Here is an 18,362-nt window from a genome sequence, read left to right as displayed (position 1 = left end):
GTTCCGGCAAATAAAGTTCCACCTGTTGCAGCGGAATACCATTTGATGGCTGCACCTGWCRCTGYTAAGTCACTTACCTTTTTGGCTTCCGCAAAGCAGAATGTTTGAGCAGTTGCAGTCGGCACTGAAGGGCTTGCCGTGATCGTTACCGCCACCGAAGTTCTCACGCTCTCACAACCGTTTACCGTCTGACTGGCGTAATAGGTCCCTGTAAGAAGTAGCTCGGTTCCGGCAAATAAGGTCCCTGCCGTTGCAGCAGAATACCATTTGRKGGCTGCACCTGWCACTGCTAAGTCGCTTACCTTTTTGGCTTCCGCCGAACAATAGGTTTGTGCTGTGGCTGTTGGAGCTGTTGGCGTTATATTCACTGTAACAGCCACCGAAGTTCTGGCACTCTCACAACCGTTTACCGTCTGGCTGGCGTAATAAGTTCCCGTTACCAATGTCTCGGTTCCGGCAAATAAGGTTCCGGCCGTTGCAGCAGAATACCATTTTATTCCTGTTCCTGTCACTGCTAAGTCGCTTACCTTTTTGGCTTCCACCGAGCAGTAGCTCTGGGTCGTTGCAGTCGGCGCCGAGGGGCTTGCCGTGATCGTTACCGCCACTGAAGTTCTTCCGCTCTCACAACCGTTTACCGTCTGGCTCGCATAATAGGTGCCCGTTATCAGGGTCTCGGTTCCGGTATATAAAGTTCCACCTGTTGCAGCAGAATACCATTTGATGGCCGCACCTGACGCTGTTAAGTCGCTTACTTTTTTGGCTTCCGCCGAGCAATAGGTCTGGGCTGTTGCAGTCGGCGCCGAGGGGCTTGCCGTGATCGTTACCGCTACCGAAGTTCTGGCGCTTTCACAACCGTTTACCGTCTGGCTTGCATAATAGGTGCCCGTAACCAAGGTCTCGGTTCCGGCAAATAAAGTTCCACCTGTTGCAGCAGAATACCATTTGATGGCCGCACCTGTGCTAACCGTTAAGTCGCTTACTTTTTTGGCTTCTGCCGAGCAGTAGCTCTGAGCCGTGGCAGTCGGCGCCGAAGGGCTTGCCGTGATCGTTACCGCCACCGAAGTTCTGGCACTCTCACAGCCGTTTACCGTCTGGCTTGCATAATAGGTTCCTGTAACCAAGGTCTCGGTTCCGTTATATAGGGTTCCTGCCGTTGCGGCGGAATACCATTTGATGGCTACGCCTGTCGCTGTTAAGTCGCTTACCTTTTTGGCTTCCACCGAGCAGTAGCTCTGAGCCGTTGCAGTTGGCGTCGAGGGACTTGCCGTGATCGTTACCGCTACCGAAGTTCTGGCACTCTCACAACCGTTTACCGTCTGGCTGGCATAATAGGTTCCTGTAAGAAGTGTTTCGGTTCCGGTATATTGGGTTCCTGCCGTTGCAGCAGAATACCATTTTATTCCTGTTCCTGTCACTGCCAAGTCGTTTACCTTTTTGGCTTCCGCTGAGCAGTAGCTCTGGGCTGTGGCTGTCGGGTTCCTGCCGTTGCAGCAGAATACCATTTTATTCCTGTTCCTGTCACTGCCAAGTCGTTTACCTTTTTGGCTTCCGCTGAGCAGTAGCTCTGGGCTGTGGCTGTCGGTGCCGAAGGGCTTGCCGTGATCGTTACCGCTACCGAAGTTCTGGCGCTCTCACAGCCGTTTACCGTCTGGCTCGCATAATAGGTACCTGTAAGAAGTGTCTCGGTTCCGGCAAATAAGGTTCCTGCYGTTGCAGCAGAATACCATTTGATCGCTGTTCCCGTTGCTGCCAAGTCACTTACCTTTTTGGCTTCCGCCGAGCAATAGGTCTGGGCTGTTGCAGTCGGCGCCGAGGGGCTTGCCGTGATCGTTACCGCTACCGAAGTTCTGGCACTCTCACAACCGTTTACTGTCTGGCTCGCATAATAGGTTCCCGTAAGAAGTGTCTCGGTTCCGGCATATAAAGTTCCTGTCGTTGCAGCGGAATACCATTTGATGGCCGCACCTGACGCTGTTAAGTCGCTTACTTTTTTGGCTTCCGCCGAGCAGAATGTTTGCGCTGTGGCTGTTGGTGCAGCAGCATTGACCGTTACGGCAACTGAGGTTCTTGCGCTCTCACAGCCGTTTACCGTCTGGCTGGCATAATAGGTACCCGTAACCAGGGTCTCGGTTCCGGTATATAAGGTTCCGGCCGTTGCAGCAGAATACCATTTGATGGCTGTTCCTGTGCTAACCGTTAAATCGCTTACTTTTTTAGCATCTGCCAAACAGAATGTTTGAGCAGTTGCTGTTGGTGCTGTTGGTGTGGTAGTTACAGCAACAGTTACACTTTCGGTAAATGTACATCCACTTCCAGTAGTAATTGTTAAAGAATATATGCCTGCATTAACAGCTTGAGCATTTGAAATGGTTGGTGATTGTAGAGACGACGTAAACCCATTTGGACCAGTCCAGGCATATATAGATGCTCCATTAATACCACTTAACGATATTGTACTACCTTGACAAACCGGAGTTGTTGCTGATACAATAACTGACTGCGTGACATCAACCCAATGATCCTCAACCTCTCCATCAATTGCAAGTCCTGTTGAAGTAAGTGACAAATCAGTAGATAATCTAATACGAGCATAATAATTTGTGCCTTTATTTAAACCAACAATCGATGATAATGGAACTACTACATTACCATTAGTTCCTATCGGCACAGGTGAAGTTGCTACCTCATTGCTGTCAAACACACCATTTCTATTTGCATCAATCCATAAATACAATTTAGCAACCGTGGCAGTTGTATTTTTAACATTAATTGTTGCAGAACAAGTTGACCACGTAAAATTTATAATACCATCTTCATCATCATTACCACTAAGATCATCGCCATTTGGAATTGTTCCCGGAGTGGCATTATTAGCTGTATTCTCTGTATCTACATCACTACCAATTAATAATAACGGATCTACTAATGTGGCCCTGTCCGTATCTAAAACATTGGTTGTTGTGCTTAAATTTTTATTTCCATTTGCAAAATTCCCCCCTGTAAAGGCTGAATTAACAATATGGTAGGCTGAACCATAAGAAACTGGAGCATCAGAAAAATCTATTTCTTCAAAAATACCAATTGCAACATTCTGTCCGCCACTGCTAGCGGCTAATTCTACATCAATATAAGGTACATCTTCTGCAAATAATAGTGCATCACCTTTACTATCACCACTGCCAGGATTAGTTGCTTTAATAGTTCTTCCCGAATTAGATACAATTAATCTGGTATTCATATTTGCCCAAGTATCACTTTTAATAAACTTGTCCAAATAACGCAACACTGGTGAAGCAGTCGGCACTGACAATTGATAATACTCAGTAGGCCCTGACATACTTTCCGCACCCGCAATAGCTAATCCAGCTGCATTAATTATAGTACCTGATGGCAATGTTGCAGTAACTGTAATTCTAAAATTCACCGTGTTACCATTTCCTAGCCCTCCAATTATCTTATTTGAGAGACCAATAATTTTTGTACTATTAGAACTAAAACCACCATAACCAGATGGCATATTGTTTCCACCAAAACTATCAATATTTGCACTTGAAAAAGTACCCGGTGAAACTGTTTGAGCAATATTAGAAATAGTAACCTTATATATTATTCCGGAAGGGCTTGTAAAAGTTCTTACTACACCGCTTGTAATAAGATCATTTTGCATTGAATTAGAATTTAAATCCCAATTAATCCAAAAAATTTTTTCTTTATACAAGCCTGAACCGGTCGTGGCCTTTGAAGCGGATTGTGCCAATCCGATGGCATGTATAATAAATAAAGTAAGAAATAATAAGTACTTAGTAGGAAAGTATTTTTTTCTCATAAATTAATCTTTTTTGATTCATTTAGCTGTTACACTAATTCACTAATTTGATATTGTATTCTTTTACATTAACTATCTAATCTCATAAACAATGAACAGCGTTGGGGCGAACTAAACATTAAGTTTATGATTATCTTTATTAATTGATATTTATTATTATCAATTAAATTAGATATATTAGATAGTTATTTTTTATTTGTATTTAACATTGATTTTTATTTTTATAATTAATATGATGTATGTCAATAGAATGATTGCCGTGAAATAATTCCTTATAAAATTTTATATAAACTGACAATCCGTTCTTTATTTTTTTCTCTCCTCTATTCATAAATAATCTTACAAATACTAAATTCAATATTTTAACAACAAAGGATTATGAGCGAAAATAACAGTAATATTTCTCTAAAGATTACGGACTTTTTTAATAAAAATTACGGACTTATAACTAAAACATATAAGTTGATTCTAGTGATTCACCTGAATTAGAAAATGCACTCTAAATTTTTGATTATCAAACAACAAACTCCTTTTAAACAAGTGTTTAAAGGTTAAATTCTACCAAGTTGGGTTAAAAAAATATTCCTTCGACTGCTAATTAACAGTCAACCAATGTTTAACAAATACTACTTTTTTTGGCTAAACTAAATCACAAATTGTTAATTATTTTTTTTAAAGAAATTAATCAATGAATGATTACTTTTAATTAATAAGCTGTGTTTTGCAGTGTTGATATAACTTATTCTCTTCTTTTAATTTTAATAGTTGTAGAATAGTTTTATTATTAGAAATAACAGGAATAAAGATTTATGTAAAGATTTTTCAAATTTATTTCATTGTGTTGAGTCGCAGATCGGGCTTTATATTTCAGGCAACTGGAATTTACAACAATCCTATTGTTTTAGCTTTACTAACCAGATCCTTATCGCTGCCTTTTCCTTCTAAAAGTTGATCTTTTATGTTAGCTTTTCTTTTTTCTATAGTACTCATCGAAAGAGGAATGTAGTTTGGGAGATTAATAGTTTTAATTCCCTTAGAAATTAAGATTAATATCTCATTATCATAGATATCCCAATTAATATTTTTTTTAAATAATTCTCTTTGGGATTCGATAATTTTTTTACTTTGATATATATTTCCATCGATAATTTTTTTGAAAATAGATGGGAATGATTCAGAGGTTATATCATTTTTAGAAAAGAAAGCTTCAGGTTTAATTTTTTTTATGATTCTGTCTACGGTTAAGGGCTCACTATGCATTGTAACCATTATTATTTTACAATCTGCAAACTTTTCTCTGACAAGCAAAGCCAAATCTACACCATCATTAATATTAAACTCTTTATAAGAAGGAAGACTAATGTCCAATAAAACTAAATTAATGTTTACTTGTCTTTTTATGTTTAAAAAAATTTTATTATAAGCATCTTCGCAATTATGGCTCTTTATAAAATTTGGCTTCCTTTTTTGAAAATCAGTTTCTGATATTAGGTTAATATAACCGTCTACAATTATTGGAAGATCATCTACAATCAAAATTTCATAATTCATATTTTTAAAGTAGGTTATTGTTAATAATAGAAGTACCAATAAACAGTGGGATAGCCATTTATTTTGGTACCATTAATTAAAACTTATTGGGGTAGAAAATATTTAGGTCACATCAATAACATTGCTGACATACAAGGTTTTTATCTATACTTGTCGTTGGAATAATAATCGAAGTACTATTGAAAGAATCTGCATCAGCAGTTTTCCAGATTCTAATAAAAAGCATCTGGATTTGGATCTGGATTCTGCCACTCTAGCCTGAATCTGAATAATGACAAATAAAAAAAGTAGGAAGTGTAAAGTTTTCTCATAAACTATAATTTTTTAGCTACAACGATTGGGGTTTTGTACCACAAAAGTATTGTTAAAATTTTAACAGTTTGACAGTATAACTATACTCATAAAAAAAAACAACAAAATTCGGAATGTTTAAAAAAAACAACAAGCAACTCATTTTTAAACACTTACACAAAACAAAAAGAAAGTAAATAATTAAACGAGAATGATTTATTTGACAAATGTCAAACTTTAGTTTTTAGACATACAAAGAATTTACCTACAAAGACAATTACAAGTTTAAATTAACAAGAAAAAGAAGATTACACAACTTAACTTGATGAGAAGATGATTAGAAGATAGAAATTAAGAGATAAGTAATTAAAATTTTTAAAAAAAGAAACGACCAAAGCCTTCTTTTAATAACTTAAAAAACGAGGAGATTATTTGAAAATTGTCAAACTTTATTTTCAGATGTGTTACGAATTTGGCTACGAACGCGGCTTAACGTTTCCAGATTAATGCCCAAAAAAGAGGCAATATATTTTAACGGAATTCGGTTAGAGAGTTGTTTATAAGTTTTTAGAAAATATTCGTACTTGATTTCGGCTTTACTTAGTCGTCCCATTAAAGCTCTGATTTCGGCCTGAGCATAGTGTATTTCGTAAAACCGCCGTGCTGTTATATTAAAGTCCGGCTCAATATCGTACAAATGTTGTAAGTCTGAATGCTTCATCCCCAAAAGATCCGAATCTTCGATTGCTTCCATATTTTCTTCACTTGGTATTTGGAATATAAAACTATGAATCGACGCCACCAACTCATTTTCGACCGTAATCCAAGTGGTAATTTCCCTGTTACAATCTTTCACGTAACCTCGAATTGCCCCTTTATTCACAAAATAAATCATATCGCAAATATCTCCTGATTTATGCAATTTTTTTCCTTTTCTTAACTTTATTGGGTAAGTATTTTCGATAAGAAATTTTTGAGTCCCCTCACTAATAGGATAAACACTATTGAAAACGTATAAAAGTGTAGCAGCTTCTTCGGGAGTACTATGGCATGATTGGAAATTTAAATTATTCATAATCCGATTAAAAAATCCTATTGGTTTGTTTTGGAATCTTTATGGGACAAATATATGTTAAGCAGTGATTATGAAAAGGGACAAATTGGGAAAATTAGGGGGGCAAATCCGCAATCTATTTTTTACAAAAAAAACAATAAACATAAATAATAATTGACTTTTATGACAATATTCTAAGTGTAAGTTTAAAAATATAGAGATTAATTTAGATAGCACGCTTCACGGCTATAAGACCGTTGTTTTTTTTAAACTCGTTTACTACTACCTAAATTAACATCAATTTTTTTCTACATTTATGAGTCTGGTTTATTGTATCATTTATCTATTTGTCATGAATGATCTAATAAGATTTAACACTTCATCAAAATTTGTTTCTAATGCCATGTGCCCACCTTCTAAAATATGAGTTTTAGCTTTTGGTAAATCTTTTTTATAGCAATATGCTTCTGCAACGTCAAAATAGACGTCATATTTACCCCAAATTATAAGCGCGGACGGTTGATATTTGCGAAAATATTCCTGAAAATCCGGGAACATTTCAAAATTTGTATTATAAGTGCAGTTTAGTTTATACTGCATATTTAGGTTTCCTGGTCTACTCATTCGTTCCCAATCTATAATCCAGGATTCAGGGCTGATGTTTTGGTGTAATCTTTCGGGTACGCCCAAAAAATATTGTGCCTTAGTTCCTTCTTCACTCAAAAACGCATACAACTTCTTTTTCTTTTCTTTGGTAGGATTTTCCCAATAATCATTCATTTCGTCCCATTGGGGTCCCAAACCTTCATAATAATTATTGCCATTTTGAATAATTATTGCTTCAATTTTGTCAGGGTTTTTCAAACAGATTCGCATACCAATATAACTTCCATAATCATGAAGATAGATCGTGAAAGATTTAAGGTTGATTGCTTTCGTGAATTTATCCATATGAAAAGCAATATTTTCAAACGAATATTCAAAGTCTTTACTATAAGGAAAATCGCTGAAACCAAAACCCGGATAGTCAGGTGCGATAAGATGAAATTTGTCGGAAAGTGCAGTCATTAGGTTTTTAAACATTATTGAAGAAGTCGGAAATCCATGTAACAAAAGAATTGTTGGATTTTCCCTATTACCGGCTTCCCTGTAAAAAATATTTACTCCATCGACTTTTACTGTTTTATTATTAATCTGTCTGTCCATACTTTCAATTTTCAAGGTATTTGGCGTCAACATTTCGGCACTAGGTGACTTTTCAACTTCAGAATCGAGTATTTTCTATTAAAGATAAAAATTTCTTGCGAAACGTAAATGTGATGTTACTACAAAATTCGCAATCTCATCAAACCATTTTTAGGCTCAGTTTATTTATCAAATAAATAAAAAAAGGGCATAGGGGTAAAATGTGATTCAATTGTATTACTACTATCATATACGATCAGCCAGGTCCTTTTTTCAATTAATCAAAAAAATAATATTAAATATAAAAAGTATATATCTTTGATTGAATGTCAAAATGTATTAGTGGAGTATAGTAATATAGACCCTATCAGTTCTATAAAGAACGGAAACGAAGCTGCTTTTGAAAAGATTTTTAAAACGTATTTTAGAAACCTTCATGCTTTTGCCTATACTTTTATGAAAGATGATATCATTGCCGAAGAGATTGTACAAAATGTATTTTTTAGGATTTGGGAAAAAAAAGAGCAGCTAAAAATTGATGACTCATTAAAAGCGTATCTCTACAGGTCGGTTCATAATGAAAGTCTCAATCACCTCAAACACCTAAAAATAAAAAACTCTTTTCAACTGCAGTATTCAGCTAATATGGAATCCTCAAATCAAGATGCATCAAACCAAATGATTGCAACTGAACTCGAAAACGATATTCAAAAAGCAATCAGCGAATTGCCACCGCAATGCCGCATCATTTTTCAGATGAGTCGTTTTGAACAGCTCAAATATCAGCAAATTGCCGATCAATTGAATATTTCTATAAAAACAGTCGAAAACCAAATGGGCAAAGCCCTTAAAGTATTACGCTTAAGACTGGTTGAGTATCTTCCTTTCCTATTGCAGTTATTATATTTAATCCGAAGATCATGAGCCAAAACAATATGAATATGAACGATGATTTACTAGTGAAATACCTGGTTGGCGAAACTGATGCAGACGAAAATGCAGCAGTAGAAAATTGGCTTAAAGCCGATGAAAAAAATCTAAACAACTACAATGGTTTTAAGAAAATATGGGAAGACAGCCTTTTAATTGCAGCCGAAAATAAAACCATAAATGAAGATGCGGCCTGGAAACGGCTGCAAAATCGCATTCATCAAAAAGATGTTCCTGTCATTACCCTAAAAAAATCTTCAATCCATTGGTTACGAATTGTGGCCTCGATTCTCTTAATTAGTACTTTAGGATGGTTTGGCTATTCTTATTTCGAAAATAAATCGGCTAACACATTAATTCAGGTATACGCAACAAACACTACTCTAAATGATACTTTGCCAGATGGCACCACAGTTACTTTAAATAAAAATTCATCTTTGTCTTATACCAGCACGTTTATGGGTAGTACACGTCCTGTTACCTTAAAAGGTGAAGCTTTTTTTAATGTTTCTCCAGACAAAACAAAACCTTTTATCATTACAATTAACGACGTTACAGTTCAAGTCGTAGGAACTTCTTTTAATGTGAAAAACAAAAACGGAAAAACAATCGTAGCTGTTGAAACCGGAATTGTAAAAGTGAGTAAAAATAAAGATCAGGTAGAATTAAGACATGGTGAAAAAGTAATCATTGCCGATCAAAAATCGGAATTAGTAAAAAGCATCAGTAAAGGCAGGTTGTATAATTATTATCGTAACAAGGAATTAGTTTGTGATGAAACACCGTTACAGGAATTAGTTGAGGCACTCAACGAAATATACAATGTCAATATCATCATTAAAAATCCTTCTTTAAAAGAAAAAACATTAACAACTGTATTTAAAGATCAATCATTAGATCAGGTTTTAGAAGTAATTCAAGAAACATTCAGGATTAAAATTGAACGTAAAAACAACCAAATTCTATTAGAATAATTCCTTTTTTATATGCCCATTCATTCAAAATTTACTTTTGTACAAGTTTTATTCTTACTTATTTCAAGCGCTTTTTTTAGCGCTCATGCTCAATCTATCTTAGATACCGAAATGTCTATAGATGCAGATCAAAAACCACTAGGCACTATTTTAGATTTAATGGAGCAAAAAGGAAATTTTAGATTTGCTTATTACAGCAAACTAGTCGTAAAAGATAGTGCCGTTACCATTCATTCTAAGCAATCTACGATAAAAGATGTTTTAGACCACTTATTAGGAAATAAGTACGAATATAAAGAATCAAAGGGTTTTATTATTCTGCGTTATGCCCCTTTGGAACTCGCACTTGTACTGGAAAAAAACAGCGTTGTGGGTGAACATCAGGTTGCAAACGGCTACATTATGGATGTACAAACCAACAAACGGATTGAAAACGCGAGCGTTTACGAAAAAAATGCCTTGCAGTCTACCTTAACAGATAAGGAAGGCTTTTTTGAACTTCGGCTTAAAAATGTACCCGAAACCATTGAATTGACTGTTGCAAAAGAAAACTACAAAACCATTACCACAATTTTTCTTTCTGAAGTTAAAATTCAAATGGGTTCCAGAAAATCAAACTCAGATTATGTCGATGGCGATTTCTCAGCCGTTGAACGAACAGGAATTGGTCGTTTCTTTATTTCCTCCAAACAAAAAATACAATCGCTCAACCTTGGAGGATTTATTTCTGAAGTTCCTGTACAAGCTTCTTTAATTCCGGGTTTAAGCACGCGCGGCATGATGAATTCACAACTAAACAGTAGTTTCTCTTTAAACTTATTAGGAGGATATACCGGTGGAGTTCGCGGTTTAGAAATGGCTGGTCTATACAATATAAATCGTATGAATGTCAATGCATTGCAAATGGCCGGTATATTCAACATCGTGGGTGGAACTGTAAATGGAGTTCAGTTAGCCGGAATTTATAACAATGTATTTGGCGATCTGAATGGACTGCAAATGAGCGGTATTCATAATAGTGTGAAGGGTTCGCAAAATGGCTTACAGATCACTGGTATTTATAACAGTGTACAAAAAAATTCTAAAGGCATGCAAATGGCCAGTATTCTTAATACTGTAAAGGGTTCACAAAACGGATTGCAGATTTCAGCTATTTATAATGCAGGAAGCGAAACCGTACACGGCGCCCAAATAACAGGAATCTTAAATTATGCCAAAGAATTGAATGGAATTCAGTTTGGATTAATCAATATTACCGATTCGCCATCTGGATACAGCTTTGGATTATTAAATTTCAAAAAGAATGGATATCAAAAAATTAGTATTACAAGTAATGAGATTTCAGATCTAAATCTTGCTGTAAAAACCGGAGATAATAAACTCTACACTATTTTGATGGCAGGAAGAAGCGAACGAAATAACGAAGAAAAACTATTTTCTTTTGGTGTGGGATTAGGCAAAAATATCCCTTTAGGAAACCGCTTTACATATAACCCTGAAATCAGTACTCAATATCTTTATTTAGGAAATTGGGACCGCTATAACTTTTTATATAAATTCGATTCTCCTTTTACCTTTCGTATATTCAAAGGTGTTGAAATTTCGGCAGGGCCATCTTTCAATATTTATTCCTCTGAAAGAAGAGATAAAAGCATTCCGGATAATAACACCTCAACTTTTGTTCAGGATCGAACCAAACGCTACAATGTAATGAAAGATAACGGCAAAGGCCTAACTGGATGGGTTGGCTGGAGTTTTGGGCTAACTCTTTTTTAATTACAGTATAAAGAGACTGCTTCCCTTTTAGTACTGCAGAAAAGATATTAAGAGTACAGAAAAATCATAGCAAGATCGTAAGTTCATTTATATCAAGCGATAAAAGAACCTTGATTTTCGATATTTTTCCACAGAAAAAACACCTCTTTAAAGCAAAAGATCCACCAGTATAAAAGTTCGTTTGGTGCGGGTTGATCTATCTGGGGGAGGAATTGAAAGTATCAGCTTCTTCATCAAATAGCAGAACCTTTAAACATTAAATATTTAAAGGTTTTATCATTCGATAAGTGGAATACAAAACTGCATCAAGCTAAATTTACATCATTGTATTGATACGAATACTGGCTTTTATTAGTGCCAATGCAGATATTTTTGAAATATGAATATCTTTAGGCTGATGATGTGAATTCTGACTTACCAATTTTACAAATTCCGGCCCCTTCTCTGATTTCTGAACATATTTTACTGTAATATATTCTTCCCAATCATTCAGCTTCACACTTAAAAGATACATTTCTCCAAAAAATATATTATCAAATTCGGTTTCCTTATACAAAATTATATCTCCTGACTTCAACAGCGGATACATACTATCTCCTGTAACAGAAATTGCTCCGTCACATTTAGGGAGATTCGGAATTTTTATTGTGTCTAAAACCCGTTGCGGTTTACCACTGCTAAATAATTCTCTTAATCCTGCCACAGCTTCAAGATCATACAAAGGTATTTCCTGGCTTACCTGCACAGAATCAATGGTTTTTCTGTCATTATTCATTATTATAATATTATCGTTATTTTCTTTCAACATGGCTCCATTACCCGTCAATAGCCACTCGGAATTTATTTCAGGATAGTGATGTAATATTTTACACGCCTTATCTGTCCCCATATTACTGCTATTATCCAAAAACTTATTCGAAAATCCTAAGTCATTACAAAACTTATATTTGGTGATCCCTTTATAATCAAGGTATTCGCGCATTCTTTCTGTTGAGCCCATAAAAAGATGTATTATTTTACGTTAAATATTTGTTTTGATGTATTATTTTACATTATATTTGCAAAGTAAAGAAAAATAAAACTTAAAAACAACACAAATCTCTAGAAAAATCAAGGGTTAATAAAACGATTGCTAAAATTAAGTACTTGATTACTAAATACAAATAGGTTTTTTCTTAAAATAAAATTTAATATAAACCTAAAAAACCTATGCATGTATAAAACTACGAGTCCAAAACATATTCAAAACTTATAATCAAATTAAAATGGAAGCACTCCAAATCAAAGAAAAAATCGAAGAACTACAAAATTGGCTGATTGAGAATCCCAATAGCTTAGAAAGAAATTTAATTGAATCTGACATTAAAAAATTACAAACCCTATTAGAAAAAAATCATGAGTAAAAAACAAATCGAAGAACGTATCGCATTATTGTATCTGGCCCTTCAATATTGTTCCCAAAAGACAAAAACGTTCACCGCCGGAGAAAGAATCTGCATCAATCAGGAACGCTTTCAGTGGATGCACATTCTGGATCACACGACAGCTTTGCCACGTCCTGTATCAAAGGAGATCGATAACAAATTGCAAGAGGTTGCAAGACGTGCCAATCAAAATAATTTTAAACCTTACTATGGCGATCCATTTAAAGAAGAAATTTTATTACAAAACTAAAACCAATAAATAATGAACAATCCTGCTATGAACACAATCAACCAATCTATGGACTTATCTCAATTTTCTGCACAACAATTAAAAGAGGCTTTAAATAGAATAGAAAACAAAAAAAATGAGGAAAGAGAGGCTTATAAAAAACTGGTCGCCGAAACTATTCCGTTAGCACTTTTAAGGTTACAGAAAACATCTGAAATGATGAAAAATGTAAAAACAGAAACCTTTCAATTGTTTGAAACTATTCTTGATTTAAAAAATCAGGTTTATGGTTTTAAAGAAAAACAAATGTCACATACGTTCTCTAATGATAAGGAAGAAATCACAATTGGATAGCGAATCAATGAAGGTTGGGACGATACCGTGACAATCGGAATTGAAAAAGTACAAAATTACATTTCTTCCCTTTCAACAAGTAAGGGAACTCCATCTCTGGTAAAAATTGTTTTCAATTTTTTGAAAAAGGATGCCAAAGGAAATTTAAAAGGCTCAAGAGTTCTGGAACTTCAAAAGCTGACCAAAGAGTTCAATATTGAAGAGTTTACAGATGGTGTTGAAATCATTGCCTCATCTTTTAAACCTGTTCGTTCAAGCTAGTTTATTAAAGCTAGTACAATTGATGAGAATGGTGCGAGAACCAATGTGCCTTTATCAATGTTATCTGTTGATTTTTTACAAGGATATGCTTTTAACTTTTTTAATCAGCAAAATCAACGCAGCTATGCAACCTAGACATGATATATATGTAACGTTAATTTTAGTGATTTTACTCATTGCAATTAACTTAAAACCAATATTATTATTTAGAGAATGGCTTTACTTTAGAATAAAAATAATTTTTAAACAATATATAAATGAACGTAAAAATAATGCCAATTACAGATTATGAAAGTTACAAAGTAAATGATCACACCATTTTTAAAGACAGCCTCGGAAACTGGAATTGAAAAAATGATTTATCCAGTAGAGAGTGCCAGTCTTTTTACAAATATGAAGATATTATCATTAAAATCCGAGATTTAAAAAACACGCCCAAGCCACGTACAAAGGTTGATTTATTTTTTTTGTCAAAAATACCACATACCAATAGAATATATAAAATATGGTTTCGGTTTCTATTTCATTGTGAAAGAAACGCGAGCTGAATAATAAATTGTCCAAATCATTTTTTCTGAAAAATTCAAAAACCTTTATCACGTTTTGAAAACAGAATTATTATGTACAGTTCACTGATCTATATTGTTAAAAACCTTTAGCAATAGCACCTCGAAGTGAGGTTAAAAAAATCTAAATCAAAACATTACAAGCCAAATAACTTACCAACTAATGTTAATATTTAGTACACGCAAAACAGTTCCAAATTCTACATTTTCAAACTTCGTTCTTACTCCAAAACCCTTTTATCATTTCTATCACTTTATAAAAATCTCTCATCATGCCTATATCTGCAAACAGAAGTCTCGGAATCCAAAAAAATAAATTAATACGTTACAAATTTGTTAGGGGAACTGTATCAAAAACACAAAACAGAAGATATCCCTACGACAGTAGTTTGGCGAAAGTATGTATATCCTGTTTATGCAATTTCAAAAACTACTTTATATGAGATTCTTTGCACTCCGATTACTTCAGAGTTAAAAAAGATAGAAGAGCTAATGATTGACAGAGAAAAGCTGTCTTAATCATAACAGAAATAAAATTCTCTACTCATCAGACAGTGCTGCACAGTACGAAATCTCTAAAATAAAACACCTTTCGCTCGCTTTCCGTACAACTATGTAAAGCCCTAGAAGACAAATGTTCAAGTACCTTGCATACCTTTTTTTTAGGGCTTTTTCGCCCAATATTTGTAATCTCAAAACGACAAAACGAGAGAAATAAACCGGAATCAAACTCCCATTCGCAAAAAAAATTACCAGTTGTTGCCAAAAACATATTTAATCCTAAACTTAATATTAAAATATCATGGAACCGTTTCTATACCCAACCCTTACAGCATTCTTTGCTGCCTTTATTACCTGGTTTTTCTCGATGAGAAAATCACTGGCTCAAGATAGAGCCGCCGAGCTTGACAATGCTGTTAACGCAGTAAAATATTATCGTGATTTACTTGATGACATTACTGCCAGATTAACAGCCGCAAAGGAAACAATTAAAACAATGGAAATACAACACAGAGAACTAATGATGATTAACCAACAATTAGTAGATGAGTTGCAAAAATTTAAACAATTAAACGGAAAACAACAATGACACTTGCTTAAAAAACACTCGAAATTGCTAGTGTACAAATTGGTGTTGAGGAAATTCCAAGATATAGCAACGCTGGTGCTGAAGTAGAAATTTACTTAAAAAGTGTTGGACTTACAAAAGGATACTGGTGGTGTATGGCCTTTGTATATTAGTGTACCCATAGCACCTGCAGACAAACAACTTTTAAAAATCCATTAAAAAAACTGGTGGAGTATTAGATCAATACAATTCAAGTCCACTTTTAGTGAGAACCACTCCCGAAGTCGGTGATATATTTATTATGGATTTGGGAAAAGGATTAAGACACACCGGATTAGTTGAAAAAATAACGAATAACATTATTTACACCATTGAAGGTAATACTAATGAAACCGGAAGCCGTGAAGGATATAAAGTATGTAGACGAAAAAGAGAAATAAAAACGATAAAGGGATTTTTAAGATTTTAAATTAAATATTTATCATTCTAAAATTTTATAGAATGTCGAATATAAAGTTAGAAATATTGTTTTTTTGTTTTACTTAATCTGGTTTCGTGCAATAGCTCTAAACCAGATTAAGTAAAACAAAATGCAAATTATAGATAATAAGTAACACCACTTAATACTTTTTTAAATAGAAAAAAACATGGTCACAACAGAAATAAAGTTATAAGATTGGGTAATTATCCAAACACAAGAAATGATGGACAATTATTGATAAATAAGTTCTAAGTACTGACGCAAATGGTAACTTAAAAAAGCAGACAATTGCTACTGCACGAGCACCATTCTTGGAAATTTCAGCGTTAGAAAATATTTTATCACCATCAACAACTACAAATTTTGTATTAACAAGGAGCTTTTTTCACACCAACGATGACAATTTCAATAATAGGGCAAACAGTTAATTATTTCACATTTTTTAACGACAATTTAATAAAGGTAAATGTGACGACTGGAGCAACAGAAGGGAGTTATAACACAACTTTAAATAACTGAATTTAAATCACTACAACAACATGTTAGAGACATTTTCTTTTATTGGGATTTGACTCAGATGTATTTATATGTAAACAATTCTTTACAATGGACATTTCCTGTCGGTGAATTTCCAAATCCGATAAAAGTAGCTTTTAAAGTTTCAAAAATGGATATAAAAAATATAAAATACGTCGAATTAGCATCTTAAAAAGCTTCCAAGATTTTATTGGATATTGCCAGTAGTATTTTTAAACTACAAGACTGCGAAGAATATAATCATCTTTGCATTACTAAGCTGTTATGACTACTCTTTTTAGCTAATTAAAAACCATAAATTTGCTACAAATAAAGAATACTGACAGATATTAAAAGTTGAACGCATTTTTGGAGAATTATACAGACAAAGAAACTAACAAAATGAAAGTAGTACCACAATTACTATACAAGCATAAAAATGTTCGAAAAATAATGGTTGATGGACTATCCTGTATTGTACATAAAACTATTGATACTATAGACCTTAATACAGACCATTTTCTCTCTTCTCACGTTTTATCCGTGGTACTTAAAGGCGAACTAAAGTTAGAAATTTGCTATGAGGATACCAGATATTCTGTTACAAAAAATCAATTAGTATTTATACCCAAAGGCAGGTATATGATTACTGATATTATTCCTAAAAATGATGAATTTGAAGCCGTATTTTTCTTTTTTGAAGATGAACTCTTAAATCAATTTTCATTAAGTCTGAAGGAACAAAAAGTATCAAAGGACAACTTTACCTTAATGCTCAAATACACTGATAAGATTAGGGCTTTTACAGAAAACATCCTGAATTTATATACTGAAACGGTACAAAAAGAGCTAACTAAAATTAAACTACTAGAGTTGCTTTATCTTATTTACAATTCTGAACAGCAACAGATTTTTTTACAAATCCTTAATTCGTTAAATTATAAGAAAAAAAGAAATCTTGAAGAATTAATGCTTGAAAACTTTGACAAATCCTTATCAATAGAAGATTATGCTTGCTTAACGGGAAGAAGCGTCTCTACATTTAAAAGGGACTTTCAGAGGCAATTTAATACCTCTCCCAAAAAATGGCTCATAAAAAAACGACTTGAAAAAGCAGAAAATCTTTTACTTTCCTCAAACCAGCCTATTCAGCAAATTTCTCTTGAAGTGGGGTACGAAAACGTATCTCATTTTGTGAGCGTTTTTGGCAAATATTATGGGGTGACTCCAAAACAATTTCTTATCCAAAACCGATTAATTCAAAATATTTAAACTTTTGAACTAAAAACGATAGAATTGATTTTACACAACATTTTACTTGTTTGAAGCAACTTAGTTTTGCCCTAAATTTTAAAAATATAAAAATGGGTACAGAAAAACAAAGTGTTGCATCACAAGGAATAGTAAATTGTAATAGTTCAATTATTTGGCAAAAACTAATTGAATTTGGAGGTACCGAAAAATTTGTACCGGAACTAATAGAAAGGGTTGTCGTAGAAGGCACAGGTATTGGTTCAATACGAACCATTCATATAAAAGGTGGTGGTGAAATAATTGAAAAGTTAACATCAGTCAATGCTGATAAAATGGAAATGAAATTTATTATTATTTCTACTCCTATGCCAATTCAAAATTATGAAGGAATTTTTACAGTAACTCACATTGATGACACTACCTGTTCTGTGTTATTTGAATCTATTTATAATGTCTTACCAGAACAAAAAGCTGAAATCTACAACGTTATTAAAGATTTTCAAACGGTGTTCATCTCTAATTTGGACAAATAAAATGGCATAATAGAAAGGGTTTCGTTGCGTGCGAAACATGGAAAATAAAAAATCAGAAAAAAACGAGCCTTACAACCCTAATAATATG

General features: G+C 34.0%; 16 protein-coding genes and 1 pseudogene. 11 read left to right on the top strand and 6 right to left on the bottom strand.

Annotation, left to right across the window (positions count from 1 at the left end):
* From ASC72_RS04905 to ASC72_RS04885, 5 genes and pseudogenes are all read right to left on the bottom strand, one after another.
* Positions 1-1,415: pseudogene (locus ASC72_RS04905) on the bottom strand (hypothetical protein); the annotation flags it as partial.
* 11 nt (positions 1,416-1,426) lie between these two features.
* Positions 1,427-3,826: a GEVED domain-containing protein gene (locus ASC72_RS04900; protein ID WP_056187672.1), complete on the bottom strand. Its 2,400-nt coding sequence runs from the start codon at positions 3,824-3,826 to the stop codon at positions 1,427-1,429.
* Positions 3,827-4,708: 882 nt separating this feature from the next.
* Positions 4,709-5,377, bottom strand: coding sequence for a response regulator (locus ASC72_RS04895; protein WP_056187669.1), 669 nt, complete (start codon positions 5,375-5,377; stop codon positions 4,709-4,711).
* Positions 5,378-6,110: 733 nt separating this feature from the next.
* On the bottom strand, positions 6,111-6,743 hold the full coding sequence (locus ASC72_RS04890) for a Crp/Fnr family transcriptional regulator (RefSeq protein ID WP_056187666.1): 633 nt from the start codon (positions 6,741-6,743) through the stop codon (positions 6,111-6,113).
* Between the two features lie 318 nt (positions 6,744-7,061).
* On the bottom strand, positions 7,062-7,928 hold the full coding sequence (locus tag ASC72_RS04885) for an alpha/beta fold hydrolase (protein WP_056187691.1): 867 nt from the start codon (positions 7,926-7,928) through the stop codon (positions 7,062-7,064).
* Positions 7,929-8,225: 297 nt separating this feature from the next.
* On the opposite strand from ASC72_RS04885, the gene ASC72_RS04880 reads away from it, so the two are divergent.
* The 3 genes from ASC72_RS04880 to ASC72_RS04870 are packed head-to-tail and all read left to right on the top strand — an operon-like array spanning position 8,226 to position 11,587.
* A complete protein-coding gene (locus ASC72_RS04880; RefSeq protein ID WP_241775629.1) occupies positions 8,226-8,831 on the top strand; it encodes an RNA polymerase sigma-70 factor in 606 nt (201 codons plus the stop codon).
* A complete protein-coding gene (locus tag ASC72_RS04875; protein WP_056187660.1) occupies positions 8,828-9,811 on the top strand; it encodes a FecR family protein in 984 nt (327 codons plus the stop codon). The genes ASC72_RS04880 and ASC72_RS04875 overlap by 4 nt, the downstream gene beginning before the upstream one ends.
* A 12-nt stretch (positions 9,812-9,823) precedes the next feature.
* Positions 9,824-11,587, top strand: coding sequence for a hypothetical protein (locus ASC72_RS04870; RefSeq protein ID WP_056187657.1), 1,764 nt, complete (start codon positions 9,824-9,826; stop codon positions 11,585-11,587).
* Between the two features lie 316 nt (positions 11,588-11,903).
* Here ASC72_RS04870 and ASC72_RS04865 read toward each other — a convergent pair whose 3' ends face one another.
* Entirely contained in the window at positions 11,904-12,587 is a 684-nt protein-coding gene (locus ASC72_RS04865; RefSeq protein WP_241775628.1) for a S24 family peptidase, read from the bottom strand.
* Positions 12,588-12,852: 265 nt separating this feature from the next.
* Here ASC72_RS04865 and ASC72_RS24035 point away from each other — a divergent pair, with 265 nt between their 5' ends.
* The 8 genes from ASC72_RS24035 to ASC72_RS04830 all read left to right on the top strand — a co-directional run bounded on the left by ASC72_RS24035 (position 12,853) and on the right by ASC72_RS04830 (position 18,274).
* Positions 12,853-12,990, top strand: coding sequence for a hypothetical protein (locus ASC72_RS24035; RefSeq protein ID WP_157849261.1), 138 nt, complete (start codon positions 12,853-12,855; stop codon positions 12,988-12,990).
* Positions 12,983-13,261 carry a hypothetical protein gene (locus ASC72_RS04860; RefSeq protein WP_056187651.1) on the top strand — a complete coding sequence of 93 codons (279 nt, stop codon included), beginning with the start codon at positions 12,983-12,985 and terminating at the stop codon, positions 13,259-13,261. The genes ASC72_RS24035 and ASC72_RS04860 overlap by 8 nt, the downstream gene beginning before the upstream one ends.
* Before the next feature lie 12 nt (positions 13,262-13,273).
* Positions 13,274-13,594, top strand: a complete 321-nt coding sequence (locus ASC72_RS04855; RefSeq protein WP_056187649.1) for a hypothetical protein — start codon at positions 13,274-13,276, stop codon at positions 13,592-13,594.
* A 120-nt stretch (positions 13,595-13,714) separates the two neighbouring features.
* Entirely contained in the window at positions 13,715-13,855 is a 141-nt protein-coding gene (locus ASC72_RS24030) for a hypothetical protein (protein WP_157849260.1), read from the top strand.
* Between the two features lie 1,368 nt (positions 13,856-15,223).
* Entirely contained in the window at positions 15,224-15,511 is a 288-nt protein-coding gene (locus tag ASC72_RS04845) for a methyl-accepting chemotaxis protein (protein WP_117595767.1), read from the top strand.
* A gap of 244 nt (positions 15,512-15,755) precedes the next feature.
* On the top strand, positions 15,756-15,959 hold the full coding sequence (locus tag ASC72_RS24470; protein WP_241775626.1) for a CHAP domain-containing protein: 204 nt from the start codon (positions 15,756-15,758) through the stop codon (positions 15,957-15,959).
* 930 nt (positions 15,960-16,889) lie between these two features.
* Positions 16,890-17,759 (top strand): AraC family transcriptional regulator, encoded by an 870-nt coding sequence (locus ASC72_RS04835; RefSeq protein WP_131725778.1) that lies wholly within the window; start codon positions 16,890-16,892, stop codon positions 17,757-17,759.
* 92 nt (positions 17,760-17,851) lie between these two features.
* On the top strand, positions 17,852-18,274 hold the full coding sequence (locus ASC72_RS04830) for an SRPBCC family protein (RefSeq protein WP_056187635.1): 423 nt from the start codon (positions 17,852-17,854) through the stop codon (positions 18,272-18,274).
* Positions 18,275-18,362 lie beyond the last annotated feature (88 nt).

The organism is Flavobacterium sp. Root420 (genome assembly GCF_001427905.1).
Classification (GTDB): Bacteria; Bacteroidota; Bacteroidia; order Flavobacteriales; family Flavobacteriaceae; genus Flavobacterium.
Note: the sequence above shows the minus strand (reverse complement) of the source record. Positions and strands in the feature narration are given on the sequence as shown.